Below are 15474 nucleotides of genomic sequence, written 5' to 3' on the forward strand. Positions count from 1 at the left end.
AATATATCATGCCGGATTCGTATATTACACTTGATATGAAGAAAATGCTGTTTTTGCTGGTGATGGGGCTTGGCCTTGGCTTGCCGGGACTGGAAGCGCAGGTCGTGCCTCCGGGACAGCAGCTGAAATCTCCCGGAGCTTATCTCGGCTATGCACTGGGCAGCAGGTTCAGTACCTATGAACAGGTTTCGGGTTATTTTCATTATGTCGCTGCACTGGAACAGCAGGTAAAGCTGATCAGTTATGGCAAGACGAACGAGGGCCGGGAACTGTTCGTAACGGTGGTTTCTGCGAAAGGCAATATGGAACGGCTGGAAGAGATCAGGAAGTACAACCTGGAACTGAGCCAGGCGAAAAAGCCGGCGGTACGGCCGCAGCCCGTGATCTTATGGCTGAGCTACAATATACACGGCAATGAGGCCAGCTCGTCCGAAACGGCAATGCGGATGCTCTACACACTGACCGGTGGCCGCACGCCGGAAGTGGAAAAGTGGCTGGAAAATACCGTAGTGGTCATAGATCCCTGCCTGAACCCGGACGGCAGGGAGCGTTATGTACAGTATTTCAATTCGGTGAGCGACCAGGTACCGAATGCAGACCCGATGGCGCGGGAGCATTTTGAGCCCTGGCCGGGCGGCCGGACGAACCATTATTACTTTGACCTGAACCGCGACTGGGCCTGGCAGACACAGCTCGAAACCCGGCAGCGGCTGAAGCTGTACCGGGACTGGATGCCGGAAGTACATGTAGACTTCCATGAACAGAACTATAACGAGCCTTATTATTTTGCCCCGGCTGCAGAACCGATCCACGTAGACATTACCCCCTGGCAGAGAGAATTCCAGGCGATCGCCGGGCGGAACAATGCGAAGTATTTCGATCAGCAGGGCTGGGCTTATTTTACGAAGGAAAGGTTTGATCTGTTGTATCCTTCTTATGGAGATACTTATCCATTGTACAATGGGGCCATCGGGATGACCTATGAGCAGGGCGGGATCGGTGCCGGCCTTGCGGTGGTCATGCTGAACGGGGATACGCTGAAGCTGAAGGACAGGATCGAACATCATTTTACGACCGGAATGGCTACACTGGAGGCTGTAAGCACACATGCGCAGCGCCTGGTGGAGGAGTTCAGGCTGTATTTTGAGCGTTCCGTATCCTCACCGCCAGGGACATACCGCACTTATGTCGTCAAGGATACGGACCGGGAAAAACTGGAGCGGCTGACGGAACTGCTGGACAGGAACGGTATTGTATATGCTTATGGCGGGGCCCGTAACCTGCGTGGATTCAGCTATAAAAGCAAACGGATGGAAAGCCTGACCCTGGAGCGGAACGATCTGGTCATCAGCCTGCATCAGCCTGCGGCAGTTCTGGCGAACGTGTTGTTCGAGCCTCAGACGATGGTGAGTGATCCGAATACTTATGACATCACCGCATGGTCCTTGCCTTACGCCTTTGGTCTGAAGGCATATGCGGTAAAGGAGTCCCTGAAGGGCAGCTTTTCCGGTCCTGAGGTTTTACCGGCTGCGGACCTGTCGGCGAATAAGCCTTATGCCTGGGTCATTGGCTGGAACGGATTGAAGGCGGCACGGGCCTTGCTGGCCCTCCACGCGGCAGACATCCGGGTGCGTACGTCCGGTGAGGCCTTTACTGCCGGGGGAAGGTCTTTTTCTCCCGGAACCTTGCTGATTTACCGTGCAGAGAATGAACGCATAAAAGGACTTGCAGATAAAGTGCGGGGAATTGCCGGGACATCTGGTGCCGATTGTATGACGCTGTCCGGAGGGGCTGTGGAAAAAGGGAAGGACCTGGGTTCTTCTGCATATACATTGACCAGGCCGGTGCGTATTGGCGTAGTTTCCGGCCCCGGAGTGTCTGCCCAGGCTGCTGGAGAGGTCTGGCATTTCTTTGAGCAGGAGCTCGGGCAACAGGTAAGCATGCTGAACCTGCGCGAACTGGACGGGCTGGATAGCCATAAGACCAATGTTCTGGTGGTGCCGGACGGCGATTATGCCGACGACCTGCCGGCGCGGCTGGAGTCCTGGGTAAACCGGGGTGGAAAGCTGATCTTGCTGGAAAATGCAGTGGCGGCATTTTCTGAGAAAAAGCCCTACGGGATCAGGATTAAGGATCTGCCAAAGCCCGGACCGGTGTTGCAGGCACCTCTGAAGTATGGGGTGCCCGGGGGCGAAGACCTTGCGAACGCGATCCCGGGGGCGATCTTCCGGATAAACCTGGATAAGGGCCATCCCCTGAGTTCGGGCCTGGGAGATGATTACTATGCGCTGAAAACGGACGATAAAATCTACGATCCCTTACCTAAAGAAGGAAATGTGGGTTTACTGAACAAAGACAGCTATGTGGCCGGCATTGCAGGCAAAGCTGTGGTGGCACGCCTGAACAACGGCATGTTGCTCGGGGAGCAGCGGATGGGCCGGGGCAGTGTGGTATACCTTGGGACGGATGTACTGTTCAGGGCCTTCTGGGAAAACGGAAAGCGGCTGTTTCTGAATGCTGTGTTTTTACGCTGACCTGCAGACAATTGCCTGTCGCTTTACGATAAGAATAGCGGGGCAGGGAGCTCCGTTCAACTTGGTGATGCCGCGACATTTTTTTCTATAAATATTAGGGAAGTTTGACTGTCTTGTTCCTGGCGTCTGTCAGGGCAGGACAGCTTTCAAACTAAAACCTATTATTTATGAAAAGACTTGTACTAAGTTTTGTCCTGCTGATGCTTGTGGTTACAGCCACATATGCTCAGCAAAAGACGATTACTGGTACCGTAACGGGAAAGGATGACGGTTTGCCGCTTCCGGGAGTTTCGGTACTTGTAGACGGAACGAAGACCGGCACACAGACTGGTCAGGACGGCAGGTATGCCATTCAGTTGCCGGTGGGGGCGACCGCGCTGGTGTTCAGCTCACTCGGCTATGCTCCACAAACGATTACAGTTGGTGCCGGCAGCGTCGTCAACGTTGCCCTGGCGACGGACGCCCGGCAGTTGGGTGAGGTGGTCGTAACGGCCCTGGGCGTGAACCGGGAGAAGAGAACGCTGGGCTACTCGTCCACACAGGTGGCCTCGGAAGAGATCAACCGGGCCTCACCGACCAATATCGTAACGGGCCTGCAGGGCAAGGTAGCCGGAGTGGACATTTCGGGAACGAGCGGCCAGCCGGGAGGATCGAGTAAGGTGGTGCTGCGGGGCTTTTCGTCCATCGCGGGGAATAACCAGCCCTTGTATGTGGTGGATGGGGTGCCGGTAAACAATACGCGGCCGGGAGATGCCTCGCCGCTGCTGAGCATCGGCGACCTCAAGGAAAACTACGATTTTGGCAATGCCGCCAATGACATTAATCCCAGTGATATTGAAAGTATCAGTATCTTAAAAGGTGCTGCGGCGAGTTCGCTGTACGGTTCGCGCGCATCCAACGGTGTTATCCTGATCACCACGAAAAAAGGAAAGTCAGGTGCATTTAAGGTGGACTTTTCATCTGCTGCGGCTTTCACCCGGGTCTCGATCATTCCTGATCTCCAGGACCAGTACGGGCAGGGCTTCAGCAAATACGCCTACATTGCGGAAAACGGCAGCTGGGGCGCCAAGTTTGACGGGCAGATCCGGCCATGGGGCTCGGAGGTGGACGGCGAGCGCCAGAGTAAGCCCTTCGTGGCCTTGCCCAATGCTTTTCGCGAGGCGTTTGACACGGGCCGGGAGTATAACAATACCATCGCCATCAGCGGGGGCAATGAAACGGCAACCTTTCATTTTTCCTACGGCAACGTCAGCAGTGACGGGATCCTGCCGGGGGCAAATGACAGCTATAAGCGGAACTCGCTGAGCCTGAACGGATCTTCGAAGCTGAAAAACTTTACGGTTACCGCATCAGCCAATTATATCGGCAAAAATACCAGGGCTGTACAGACCGGCCAGGCCAACTCGGGCGTGGGTTCGTCTTTCTACGAAGATATCCTGCAGATACCGGTTGAATTTCCGATAAAGGCATTTAAGGATTACAAGAATAAGTATTATGATGTGGACGGATTTTTCAGCCCCTTCACCCAGAACCCCTATTATTCCGTATTTGAAAACGGGTCCCGGTTTAAGAGCGACCGCTTTTACGGAAACGTCGACCTGAAGTTTAAGGCCACGGAATGGCTGAGCTTCCAGTTTCAGCAAGGGGCGGATGTGAGCAACATCGTAGATAAGATCTGGAATGCGAAGAATAACCCGACACCCGGCAGCTGGTCTGGCGGGGGCAATGATGAGGGCGTGGTGCGGCAGATCAGCGTGGGTAATGTGATTGACGGCAATGAGAAGTATTTTGAGTTCGATTCCAAGCTGAATGCACTTTTTAACAAACAGATCAGCAGTGACTTTGAGCTGAACGGACTGATCGGGCTGAACTTCAACGACCGGGGTAGCCGGACGCTGTATTCCGGTGTGGAAGACCTGTCGATTCCGGGCTTTTATCACATCGAAAACTCGGGCAACCCGCCGACCACGACACAGCTGTCGGCGCAGCGCAGGCTGTTCGGCCTGTATGGTTCGGCTACGCTGGGTTACAAGAGCTTCGCTTACCTGACCCTCAACGCGCGAAACGACTGGAGCTCTACACTGCCGTCGGCGAACCGGAGTTATTTTTATCCGGGCGCGAACCTTTCCCTGCTTGTCTCGCAATTGACGGATCTTTCCAGGGCAAGGATCAACCTGCTGAAACTGAGGGCGGCTTATGGTAAGACCGGAAGCGATACCGATCCGTATAATGTTTACAATACACTGAACCGTACCAATGTGCCGCTGGGATTTGGCAACATCAGCTTCCCGATTGGCGGGGTGGCCGGATATACCGTGTCCAATACGTTGAGGAACGACAAGCTGCGGCCGGAGATCAGTGCGGAGACCGAGCTTGGTGGTGAGATCCAGTTCTTTGGCGGAAGGCTCGGCCTGGATGCGGCGTATTACAGCCGCGTCACGAATGACCAGATCCTGCCCATCTCGGCTTCCCCGTCTACCGGGCTGGCGTTCCGGGTGGTGAATTTCGGTAAAGTGAGAAACAGGGGTGTCGAGCTGGCGCTGACCGGCGTGCCGCTGAAATCAGAGGACCTTACCTGGAACCTGACCTATACCTTTTCGAGAAACCGGAATACCGTGCTTGCCCTGCCCGACGGCCTGAGCCGGGTGGTGCTCAATTTTGCCTATGATGCGCAGTTCGTGGCCAAGGTGGGTAAGCCGCTGGGCATACTGGAAGCACCTGTGCCGCGTTTTGACCCTCAGGGCCGCATTATTGTGGGCAGCAACGGGTTCCCGCTTGTAGCGGATGAACTGGGCGAGTACGGCTCGTCGCAGCGCGATTTCATCATGGGGCTGAACAACTCATTCAGCTTTAAGAATTTCACCCTGGGGCTGGCGCTGGATTACAAGAAGGGCGGCGTATTTTATTCGGGAACGGCTGACTTGCTGAACTTTGTCGGCAACTCGGCAAATACGGTCTATAATGACCGCAGAACGTTCATTGTGCCGAACTCGGTAGTGGAAGTGAGGAATGCGCAGGGCCAGGTTACCGGATATGCGGAGAATGCCAATCCCATTACGGAGAACAACTTTTTCGCCTATTACTATACGGACCTGGGCAAGGCTACATCTTATGCCGACAGGATCATTGACAAGACGTTCATCAAGGTGCGGGAGATTACGCTGAGCTATGCGCTTCCCAAAACGGTAGCCGCAAGGATCGGGGCCGACAGGGCAGTGATCACCGCTTACGGGCGGAACCTGCTGACCTGGCTGCCGAAGGAAAACCGGATCATAGACCCGGAGGTATCCAACTATGGAAACGACCTTTCCAGCGAGTTCGGTGAATTCAGAAGCGGGCCGTCGACGCGCAATGCCGGCCTTTCTTTAAACATAACCTTTTAGTAAGCAGAAAAATGAAAATAGGATATAAGAATACATGGAGGCTGGCTTCCCTTGCAGTACTGCTGACCTTCGGCTGTAAGAAGCTGGACATTAATGAAAGCCCCAACAACCCGTCGATAGAAAAGGCGACGATGGAGGCACTGTTCCCCTCGGCGGTAATGTCAACGGTGGGGCACGTGAACGGTGATCTTTCTATTGTGGGCGGCATGTGGGCCCAGTTCTGGGCGCAGAACAATGGTTCAAGCCAGTTCCGGACAGTAGACAATTACAACTTACAGAACAGTTCCGGGTTTATCAACACACCTTATGCAGAGCTATACCAGGGAGCACTGACGGATTACCAGCTGGGCATCAGCAAGGCGGTTGCCGCTCAGGACTGGCGCTTTAACCTGATGAATACGGTCATGAAGGCGTATACTTACCAGGTGCTGGTGGATTTGTTTGACCAGGTGCCCTATTCGGAGGCTTTGCAGCCGGAGAAATTTCTGCAGCCGAAGTTTGATGACGGCTATACGGTTTACAAGTCTCTGATCGCGGAGATCGACGCGGCCCTGGCTAAGGACTACCGGGCAACAATACATTCAGCGGAGCAGGCTCGGGTAGATTTTGTCTTTGGCGAAAGGGGCAATGCCGACCTGGAAACCGAGATCGATAACTGGGAACGGTTCGCCAATACTTTGAAACTCAAGATGTACCTCCGGATGGTGAACACAAAGCCAACTGAGGCAGAAGCAGGAATCAGGGAGCTGTTTGAGGCGAATGAAGGCGAGGGCAAGTTCCTCACCGCAGGAGCGGGGGTAAGCTTATTTGAGAATGCGCCGAACAAGAGTAACCCTTTTTATGAGTACAATTTCAGGAGGCAGAACACCCCGGATAACCTGCGCGCAAGCGTGACGCTGACCAGCTGGCTGGAGGCGAACAATGACCCCAGGGGAATGGCCTACTTCGGGATGGGCTACCCCATTGAGTCGATACACCAGGGCGATTACCTGAACGGAAACAACAATGCGGTGAATCCCATCATCCGGCCTACGGAAACGGCCTGGCTGTTTAGCCCCGCTGAGGTAGCTTTTATGGAGGCGGAAGCGTTGGAGCGTTATTTCAACGGGGACAATGCCCGCGAGAAGTACGATGCGGGGGTTACCGCAGCATTTGCACAGGTAGGCCTTACGCCCGGTGCACTGATTGAGGCGGGAGGGACCTATGCCTATCCGCTCACCGGAACCTTTGAGCAGAAGCTGAAGGCGATCATTGTTCAGAAATGGGCCTCGCTGTTCGGGTCACATGCACTGGAGGCATTCTTTGAGCAGAACCGTACCGGTTATCCGGAGATCAGCGACGTGTATTCGACGGATGATGATTATGTGCCGGGAGAACTGGTTTATGTACCGAACGGGGTAACCGGCGAAGGAAACTTCCCGAGAAGGTTTGTGTTCCCGGATTATGAGCGGAGCCGCAACAGCAATACGCCGGCACAGGTGCCGCTGTATAACAAGGTATGGTGGGGCAAATAGTTTGATCTAACTGAAAAGGAAATGAAAATCAAAAATTATATAAACGCATTTTTCGTGATCGCTGCGACATTATTGTCGTCGTGCAAAAAGGATGTGCCGGCCGGCGGTACGGCGATGGAGAAAATGGCCGGCGACTGGTATGTGACGGTGGACGGGGAAGAAGGTTATTTTTCACTGTATACGTTCAATACCTCGGACAATTCGTCGACACAAATGTGGATACAATCGAACGGATTGAGGGCAGAGACGGGCCCGATCGGCGTAAAGGGTAAGCTGAGTGTCGACCTGAACGGGCAAAGCTTTTCAGGGACGAACGTAACGAACATTTCGTCTGTGACGAGCGGTACCATCAAGACGTTTAGTGTGGCGAATGGTAAAGTGGTCACTAATGGCACTGTGGGGCCGGAGTCCAAGACGCCTGCAGACCTGATCTCCTTTGACCTGATCATTGACGGGCAGACCTATAAGGTTGAAGGCTATCATAAGACCGGATTTTTGGAAGATATCCCCTAGGTCATCCGGTGTGGCGAACTTACGGTACCTGAGCTGAAGCGATCAAAAAGGTACAGATTGAGCACAAACTGCGCATATCCATATACTGCATCTTCGACCGGTATGGTCAGCATGCGGATATTCAGGATATGCGCTGTGTTGTAATTGACAACCGGGGCGGCCAGACCCGTGCCTGTAAGCACGCCGTTGACCGGAAAGAAGCCCAGCATCAGGATAAGGTAAACTAAGGAAGCCCTGCCGATCCATCTTGCCCTGGCTATAAATGTCAGGAAAAGCATGACGAAGAGGGTGAACACCGTGGTTACCGAAGTGTAGATCCGGTCGAAGTACACCACCGCGATACCCGTGCAAACGATGATGGTGAGCCAGCTGATGGCCGCACTGTAACGGTCTGCCCAGGTCAGGTCAAAGAATTTATTGAGGCAATACCAGGTAAAAATGCAGGAGAAAGGGATGCAGATGAAAAAGAGCCATTCTTCGAACGGCATGCCTGCGAGCTCAGGACCCAGGGTATAATTTGTATTGAACCACCAGATGCCTTTTGCGGTAAACCAGGCGTCCCAGGCGATAAAAGGTACCGCTCCTATCGAAACGGCCTTAATGAATGCCGGGAATAGCCGGTCAAACCGGATGCGCCGGTCAAATGAGCAAACAAAGCAGACGATCACGGTCAGAAAGTTGACCAGGAGATAGGTATAGCTGGTCATTGATTGTGCCTGGCAAAGTACATTCTGAAGTATTTAACCGGCACCCAGAGAAAGCCAAAGCATTCCCCTTCTTCCTTTCCGGTGTGTTTATGGTGCTGCTTGTGCGCACGGCGTATGGCCAGCAGGTAGGGGTTTTGTGTGTCGCGCAGGATGTGCAGCCGCTGGTGGATAAAGATGTCGTGAACGAAGAAATAGGCCATGCCATAGAGCGTAACTCCAACACCGATATAGAACAGGTAGTTAAAGCCCTTTTGGGCACCCAGGTACATCAGGATGATGGCCGGTATGGCAAAGATGATGAAGAAATAGTCGTTGCGTTCCAGGGGCCCGTCATGGCTGTGGTCATGATGGTCCCTGTGGAGCACCCAAAGAAAGCCGTGCATTACATATTTATGGATGACCCAGGTGGCCGCTTCCATGATCAGAAAAGTAAACAGGACCAGTAAAAAGTTCATGACTAAGCGTTTTCAGTTTGTCTCAGCAATTCCGTGACCATTTTTTTCAGTAATGCCGAGCTGAGCTCATCCTGTGAACTCATCAGGAATTCCCGGTCTTCGCCGATGTTGTCCCTGTATCCCAGGAAACCCGGGCAGTTGCGCTGTATCGAGAGCCGGATGAACCTGATCTCGGCATTTTCGGGAGCTTCACTGATGGCCTTTTTAATATTGGCCTTCCCTTCGCTAAAGGTGGCCAGCTTCGTAATGGGATTGAATACATGGCGTGCCCAGATGGCCTGAAGTGCCCCCAGGTAAGCGAGCTGCGTATTATTCCGCGGACCGGAGCGTAGCCGGCTGATCATTTCCCGGCATAGCGCCTTATCATGTACGGCTTTCTGGTAATGCTGCCGAACATAATCAAGATCAAAGGCAGATGAAGCCTCAGACCAGAATACAAAGACCGCAAACAGGGTTAAAAATAAATGCTTTTTCATAATATCGCCATTTTGTACTGGATATAGCTGCTCATCATTAACGATACTTTCTGCCGGTTCGGTATGCGTACACGCTGACTCATGATCTTCTCCGGAGGCATTTTACGTATCTTGCTGAACAGCGAAAGATAGTATTTATAAGCCAGGAAAACGCCAAATTTTGAAGATGCCGGCAGTTTACGGATGCCCTTTAAGGCCTCAGCAAATTCTTCGGCGATCTCTGCTTCGATCGCATCTTTAGCATGACGGTTGAAAATACTCATCTCAATATTGGGGAAATAAGTCCGGCCTAACTGCTCGTAATCATGGTTCAGGTCCCTCAGGAAATTTACTTTCTGAAAAGCAGACCCCAGTTTCATGGCGAAAGGCTTTAGTCTGGTGTAAGCTGCGGTGTCCCCTTCAACAAAAACCTGGAGGCACATCAGGCCGACCACCTCAGCAGAGCCAAGGATATATTCCTTGTAAAGGTCGGTATCGTATGCTACCGGTTTCAGGTCCATCTCCATGCTGTTCAGGAACTGGTAAATGAGACTCCGGTCGATGTGATACTTGTTCACGGTTTGCTGGAACGACTGTAAAACCGGGTTAAGCGAAATACCTTCGTTCAGGGCCTCGTCAGTCTGTTCCCTGAAACGCCGGAGCAGTACCTCCTTGTCGTAACCGTGGAAGCTGTCTACGATCTCATCGGCCAGCCGGACAAAGCCATAAATGGCATAGATGGCCGAACGGATGCTGGGGTGCAGTGCCAGTATGCCCAGTGAGAAACTGGTACTGTATTTTTTGGTGATGGCCTTGCTCACCTGGAAGGATACTTCGTCAAACAGCGCTTTCATTATAGACGGGGTTAAGTTTACTGATCTCTGCTGCGGCAATCTTTCCGGAGATAATGGATGGTGGAACACCCGGACCGGGCACGGTCAGCTGACCGGCATAGTAAAGGTTGTGCAGCTTTTTGTTTCGGATTGCAGGTTTGCGCACGGCAGTCTGGGCAAGTGTATTCGCCAGGCCGTAGGCATTGCCCTGGTAAGCGTTATAGTCGTGGATAAAATCGCTGACGCAATAGCTTTTTTTATAGTCGATCGCCGCAGTCAGGTCTTGCGTGCCGGTATGTTTTTCCAGCCTGGAGATCATTTCTGCCAGGTACTTTTCACGGACGGCCTCATCATCTGCAATGCCGGTAGCGAGCGGCATTAGCAGGAAGATATTTTCATGCCCGTCCGGGGCCACGCCCGGATCGGTCTTCGAAGGACAGCAGGCATAGAACAAGGGCTTCTCCGGCCATTGTTTTTCCTTGTAGATCGTATCGATGTGGGCATCGAGGTCATGTTCGAAGAAGAGGGTATGGTGTTTAAGGTTGGGAACCTGTCTGTTGAATCCCAGGTAGTATATGAGGCAGGATGGCGCGAAGGTGCGGCTTTGCCAGTACGACTCATGGTAATTCCGTTCCTGCGGCTCCAGCAAGGTTTCAGTATGGTGGTAATCAGAAGCAGCAATCACTGCGTCAAACGGGATCTCCCGGCCCTTTACCCGAAGGGATCTGACTTCACCTCCGGCGGTAATGATCTTTTCTACCGGCTGGCCAAAATGAAAATTCGCACCTTGCCCTTCTGCTACTTTCAGCATGGCCTGGACCAGGCTGTAAAAGCCGCCCATAGGGTACCAGGTGCCCAGCGCATATCCGCCGTAGTTCATCAGGCTGTACAGGGCAGGAATGTTTTTAGGCGACGCACCCAGAAAAATGACCGGAAACTCCATCAGCAAGCGAAGTTTCGGATTGGAAAAGTATTTCCCTACATAGTCGCGGAAGTTGGAGAGCAGGTCTAGTTTCAGGGCGCTCAGCGCGATTTTAGGCGACATGAATTCGAACCAGCTGTGACAGGGCTTATTTACAAATTCCTGCATGCCGACCTCGTATTTAAATTTTGCCGATTTCATAAACTGCTCCAGCTTATGGCCCGCGCCTGGCTGCATCTGTTCAAATAGTCTTTTCAGCGCTTCATAGTGACCGGGTACCGGAGTCGTTCCGTCCCCGAATACCATTTCAAATTGCGGGTCAAGCCTGATCAGCTCGTAAAAGTCGTCAGCCTTGTGACCGAAATCCTTAAAAAAGCCCTCTATAATGTCCGGCATCCAGTACCAACTCGGTCCCATGTCGAAAGTATAGCCGTTTTCCGTGACCAGTTGCCGGGCGCGCCCTCCAGGGCCCGAATTTTTTTCGAATACATGCACTTCGTTCCCTGCCCTCGCCGCGTAAGCCGCTGCAGAAAGACCGGAAATTCCCGAACCGATAATGGCTATTTTTTTCATCAGGTTAATTCTTAGGGTTCAGATAATCTCTCATAACGGTATCCAGTAAGCGCCCGCTGTCTATGTTCTGGTGGTATATACGGTGATGGAATACATCAAGTTTGTTCAGCAGCCGGATCAGTTCCATCTTTTCCCGGTGATCGAGGTTTCCGGTGACGATATTGGTGGCCTGACGTATCTTATGCATCTGGCCTTCCAATGCCTGGAGTCCTTCCGGGGTAATCCTGATCACCTTGCTCCTTTTGTCGTCCGGAGATGTGGTTTGTTCGACCCAGCCGCTTTTAATGAGACGGTTGATCACCTGCATGCCTGCGGGTTTGTCCTGGATATTTTTCCTGATCAGTTCCATTTTGGTCATTTTGCCAAAGACCTTTAGGTTGATCAGGTACACAAACTCATCCTGGGTAGAGAATCCGGAGTCTTGCAGAATTGGTTTTACGTAGTTTTTAGCATAACGGTTCATTTTTACAATGAGCGTACTGATCACGCTTTCCGGGCTCCGGCCGTGCGCTTTGAATTCCCAGTCCGGTTCTTCAGTATGACCGTTTTCTTTCGCGCCGATCCAGTTGCAGAAGCCGTTTATATCTTCGCTGTACCCTTTCTGCGGGGCCGCTTGTTCAAATTCTTCCGCAAGATGCAACAGGTCAGCAATAAGTTTGTAGTTCATAGCCGCGAGATTAAAGTATAAAAATATACTTTTTGTTTTAAATAAAGGTATTTTTTTATTCTTTAATGTTCCTGGCTAACTCATATTTATAGAAAAACAATCAGATCAGCCCCTTTTTCAGGCACAATGAAACCAGCTCAGCACTGGTATTTACGCCTGCTTTTTTGAGAATATTTTTTCTGTGCTGTTTTACCGTATAAACTGAAATAAATAACTGTTCAGCGATCGTTTCGCTGGTTAAACCTGCCGATATCAGACAGATGATCTGTCTTTCTCTTTTTGTAAAGGGAAGAGAGGGCTCGTCCGCAATATTGGCAGCAGGCCCGATATCCAGAATATAAAATCCGGTTTCCGCCCCGACACCCGTTAAAGTTGCCTTATTGCTGTTTGTTGCGGCAATGTGGTCGATCATCGTATGCACATTCAACACTTTTCCGGCTCCGCCGTTGCTATCGGTCGTCAGTGCCAGAGCCTGATGGTGGAACAGTTTGTAGGAGCCGGTCGCATCGCGCATCCGGAAGCTGTACCCCATTTTATAATTTTTCACTTTTTCCCAGCCGATATCTTTGACAAGATCATGGAGTGCGGCTTCCGCCCTGACCACAAAATCCATATCCTCACGATGCACACGGGAGATGATGTCGTCAAATGTGGTAGCTTTCGGGTCGAGGCCCATTAAAGCGTGAGCCTGCTCGCTCATCAGGGAAATGCTCCGGTCATAAAAATCCACGATATAGTAATAAAAGGGACCCGGGCAGAAAAAGGTGGCCAGCAATCCGGATATTTCCATAGGCGGCAGGGCCACCTCGGTGGTTGCCAAAAATTCTCTTCTTTTATCCCATACGGCATGTAATGCCTGATTATCAGTAGCCATGAAGCAAACAGTCTGGCTTAAAGATATGTTTTACTATGCAGATTTCCAGATCTTGAAACAGTTTTCGTAGGCACCTTCCACGTCCCTGATGATCAGGGAGAGGTGTTCTTTTCTTACCGGGAAGTGCAGGTCGACCTTCTGGTAGATCTGCTGCAACAGGTTTCCGAGCCGGTGCTCTACTTCAAAACGGGAAATGGATACGACGATCTGGTCTGCAGCGGTACTGACGGTCCCATTGGAAGCCAGTTCGGTTTTAATCAGTCTGGCGACATCGGCGACCAGACCCGCTATTTGGGTAAGTTCATTTGCATTCATTTCAAAAAGCTTCTTTTACTGTCAACCCCTATTGGCTATACAAATATAAAATTTTTTATCACTTGCGCAAGTGATAAAGACGTTAGACAGATTAAATCTATAAAAACTTAGTCCTGCCGCGCTTGTTATGCCTGAAGACTGACGACAGGTATCACCAACGTCCAACTATAAAAAATTTATGGAAGCAGCTACAAGGAACAAAAAGAAACAGGCACGTGACGGTGCCTGCGAGAGCATCTGGCAATCTTCTGCGGGGGGTCTGCAGACCAGCCCTGCTGAAGATAAGGTGTATGACGTCATTGTCGTCGGAGGCGGCATTACGGGTATCACTACCGCATTGCTGTTGCAGGAGGCCGGAAAACAATGTCTTTTAATAGAAGCCTCGGAGACCGGCTTCGGTACCACGGGAGGTACCAGCGCCCATCTGAATACCTTTTTCGATACGACCTATCCGGAGATTGACGGGGATTTCGGTGAAACCGCCTCAAAGCTGGTCGCAGATTCGGGTAAGGAAGCACTGTCGTTCATCAGGGAACTGACGGGCCGTTATGCGATCGATTGTGATTTCGAATACAAGGACGGTTTTCTTTTCTCGCAGAATAAAAAGGAAACGGAACAGCTGGCAGAGATCCTGGCGTCATCAAAAGCCGCGGGGATAGCTGTAGAGGAGGCTGCCGATAATGGCGTTCACGTACCTTTTGAAAGGGCCCTGCGATTTGCACAGCAGGCACAGTTCCATCCGCTCAAATACATCCGCGCCCTCGCCGCGGAGTTTCTAAAGCTTAACGGTACCTTGCTCGAACACACGTTTGCAGAAGGCGCCGAATTTAAGGACAGCGTTCACCTGGTCAAAACAGCGGACGCCGTGCACCAGGCCCGGCACCTGATCTATGCCACGCACATGCCGCCCGGCATTACCCTGGCCAACTTTACCTGCGCCCCTTACCGGAGCTATGTGCTCGGGCTGACGCTGAAAGACGACCGTTACCCCGACTGTCTCAGCTACGACATGCAGGAACCCTACCACTATTTCCGTAGCCATGAGATAGACGGACATCGTTACCTGCTGGTTGGCGGGGAAGACCACAAGACGGGCGAGGGCGACCCTGCGGCCGCCTTTGAGCGGCTGGAGTCCTATATAAGGACATATTATGAAGTAGATAAAATCGCTTTCCGCTGGTCTTCGCAATATTATGTACCTGTAGACGGCCTTCCGTATATCGGTAAGCTACCCCTGGGCAGTGACCATACTTATGTGGCCACAGGCTACAACGGCAATGGCATGATGTTCGGCACGCTTGCAGCGATGATCCTTCGGGATCAGGTGCTCGGCAAAGTAAACAGGTACAGTGAGCTGTTCAGTCCTTCCCGGATCAAACCGGTGGCAGGATTCAGCGAGTTCGTTAAGGAGAATGCGGGTGCAGCGTGGCATTTTGTCGCAGACCGGTTTTCTCTTGAAGACCTGGAATCCACAGCTCAGCTGAAAGCCGGAGAAGGCCGGGTCGTAACGTTCCGGGGTGAAAAAATTGCCCTGTATAAGGACAGCCTGGGTAAGGTCACTGCGCTAAGCCCGGTCTGTACCCATGCCGGGTGTATCGTGAATTTTAACCCGGAGGAACGCAGCTGGGACTGCCCCTGTCACGGGGGACGTTTTGACCTCAGCGGAAAGGTCCTGACCGGCCCGCCCCAAAAGGACCTGAAGGTCTATGATCTGAATGGCTGATCCTTT

General features: G+C 52.1%; 13 protein-coding genes. 5 read left to right on the forward strand and 8 right to left on the reverse strand.

The window, feature by feature from the left end; all coding sequences use genetic code 11:
* Window positions 1-35 precede the first annotated feature (35 nt).
* The 4 genes from P2W84_RS06245 (at window position 36) to P2W84_RS06260 (ending at window position 7944) form a co-directional block, all read left to right on the forward strand.
* Entirely contained in the window at window positions 36-2534 is a 2499-nt protein-coding gene (locus P2W84_RS06245; protein WP_276089263.1) for a M14 metallopeptidase family protein, read from the forward strand.
* A 167-nt stretch (window positions 2535-2701) separates the two neighbouring features.
* Window positions 2702-5917, forward strand: a complete 3216-nt coding sequence (locus tag P2W84_RS06250; RefSeq protein WP_276089264.1) for a SusC/RagA family TonB-linked outer membrane protein — start codon at window positions 2702-2704, stop codon at window positions 5915-5917.
* 11 nt (window positions 5918-5928) lie between these two features.
* A complete protein-coding gene (locus P2W84_RS06255; protein ID WP_276089265.1) occupies window positions 5929-7431 on the forward strand; it encodes a SusD/RagB family nutrient-binding outer membrane lipoprotein in 1503 nt (500 codons plus the stop codon).
* A gap of 21 nt (window positions 7432-7452) precedes the next feature.
* Window positions 7453-7944, forward strand: coding sequence for a lipid-binding protein (locus tag P2W84_RS06260; protein WP_276089266.1), 492 nt, complete (start codon window positions 7453-7455; stop codon window positions 7942-7944).
* On the opposite strand, the gene P2W84_RS06265 is transcribed toward P2W84_RS06260, so the two are convergent.
* From P2W84_RS06265 to P2W84_RS06300, 8 genes are all read right to left on the reverse strand, one after another.
* Complete coding sequence (locus tag P2W84_RS06265; protein WP_276089267.1) at window positions 7941-8651, reverse strand: lycopene cyclase domain-containing protein; 711 nt, start codon at window positions 8649-8651, stop codon at window positions 7941-7943. The genes P2W84_RS06260 and P2W84_RS06265 overlap by 4 nt on opposite strands.
* A complete protein-coding gene (locus P2W84_RS06270) occupies window positions 8648-9106 on the reverse strand; it encodes a sterol desaturase family protein (RefSeq protein WP_276089268.1) in 459 nt (152 codons plus the stop codon). The genes P2W84_RS06265 and P2W84_RS06270 overlap by 4 nt, the downstream gene beginning before the upstream one ends.
* A gap of 2 nt (window positions 9107-9108) precedes the next feature.
* Window positions 9109-9582, reverse strand: coding sequence for a hypothetical protein (locus tag P2W84_RS06275; protein ID WP_276089269.1), 474 nt, complete (start codon window positions 9580-9582; stop codon window positions 9109-9111).
* Window positions 9579-10415 (reverse strand): phytoene/squalene synthase family protein, encoded by an 837-nt coding sequence (locus P2W84_RS06280; RefSeq protein ID WP_276089270.1) that lies wholly within the window; start codon window positions 10413-10415, stop codon window positions 9579-9581. Before P2W84_RS06280 ends, P2W84_RS06275 begins: the two co-directional genes overlap by 4 nt.
* Entirely contained in the window at window positions 10399-11889 is a 1491-nt protein-coding gene (crtI, locus tag P2W84_RS06285) for a phytoene desaturase family protein (protein WP_346348950.1), read from the reverse strand. The genes P2W84_RS06280 and crtI overlap by 17 nt, the downstream gene beginning before the upstream one ends.
* 4 nt (window positions 11890-11893) lie before the next feature.
* The gene (locus P2W84_RS06290; protein ID WP_276089271.1) at window positions 11894-12556 is read right to left on the reverse strand and encodes a MarR family transcriptional regulator; all 663 of its coding nucleotides are present in this window, start codon (window positions 12554-12556) and stop codon (window positions 11894-11896) included.
* A gap of 100 nt (window positions 12557-12656) precedes the next feature.
* Window positions 12657-13430: a LuxR C-terminal-related transcriptional regulator gene (locus tag P2W84_RS06295; RefSeq protein ID WP_276089272.1), complete on the reverse strand. Its 774-nt coding sequence runs from the start codon at window positions 13428-13430 to the stop codon at window positions 12657-12659.
* 33 nt (window positions 13431-13463) lie between these two features.
* Window positions 13464-13745, reverse strand: coding sequence for a hypothetical protein (locus P2W84_RS06300; protein ID WP_276089273.1), 282 nt, complete (start codon window positions 13743-13745; stop codon window positions 13464-13466).
* 178 nt (window positions 13746-13923) lie between these two features.
* Here P2W84_RS06300 and P2W84_RS06305 point away from each other — a divergent pair, with 178 nt between their 5' ends.
* On the forward strand, window positions 13924-15468 hold the full coding sequence (locus P2W84_RS06305) for an FAD-dependent oxidoreductase (RefSeq protein ID WP_276089274.1): 1545 nt from the start codon (window positions 13924-13926) through the stop codon (window positions 15466-15468).
* The last annotated feature ends 6 nt before the right edge of the window (window positions 15469-15474 follow it).

It is taken from the genome of Pedobacter sp. JY14-1, assembly GCF_029269825.1.
In the GTDB taxonomy this organism is placed as follows: Bacteria; Bacteroidota; Bacteroidia; order Sphingobacteriales; family Sphingobacteriaceae; genus Pedobacter.

Excerpts from the sequence above, each read along its gene's own strand:
- crtI (WP_346348950.1), bottom strand. The coding sequence starts at position 11,889 with ATGAAAAAAATAGCCATTATCGGTTCGGGAATTTCCGGTCTTTCTGCA.
- P2W84_RS06260 (WP_276089266.1), top strand. The coding sequence starts at position 7,453 with ATGAAAATCAAAAATTATATAAACGCATTTTTCGTGATCGCTGCGACA.
- P2W84_RS06290 (WP_276089271.1), bottom strand. The coding sequence starts at position 12,556 with ATGAACTACAAACTTATTGCTGACCTGTTGCATCTTGCGGAAGAATTT.
- P2W84_RS06300 (WP_276089273.1), bottom strand. The coding sequence starts at position 13,745 with ATGAATGCAAATGAACTTACCCAAATAGCGGGTCTGGTCGCCGATGTC.
- P2W84_RS06270 (WP_276089268.1), bottom strand. The coding sequence starts at position 9,106 with ATGAACTTTTTACTGGTCCTGTTTACTTTTCTGATCATGGAAGCGGCC.
- P2W84_RS06265 (WP_276089267.1), bottom strand. The coding sequence starts at position 8,651 with ATGACCAGCTATACCTATCTCCTGGTCAACTTTCTGACCGTGATCGTC.
- P2W84_RS06255 (WP_276089265.1), top strand. The coding sequence starts at position 5,929 with ATGAAAATAGGATATAAGAATACATGGAGGCTGGCTTCCCTTGCAGTA.
- P2W84_RS06280 (WP_276089270.1), bottom strand. The coding sequence starts at position 10,415 with ATGAAAGCGCTGTTTGACGAAGTATCCTTCCAGGTGAGCAAGGCCATC.
- P2W84_RS06245 (WP_276089263.1), top strand. The coding sequence starts at position 36 with ATGAAGAAAATGCTGTTTTTGCTGGTGATGGGGCTTGGCCTTGGCTTG.
- P2W84_RS06250 (WP_276089264.1), top strand. The coding sequence starts at position 2,702 with ATGAAAAGACTTGTACTAAGTTTTGTCCTGCTGATGCTTGTGGTTACA.
- P2W84_RS06305 (WP_276089274.1), top strand. The coding sequence starts at position 13,924 with ATGGAAGCAGCTACAAGGAACAAAAAGAAACAGGCACGTGACGGTGCC.
- P2W84_RS06275 (WP_276089269.1), bottom strand. The coding sequence starts at position 9,582 with ATGAAAAAGCATTTATTTTTAACCCTGTTTGCGGTCTTTGTATTCTGG.
- P2W84_RS06295 (WP_276089272.1), bottom strand. The coding sequence starts at position 13,430 with ATGGCTACTGATAATCAGGCATTACATGCCGTATGGGATAAAAGAAGA.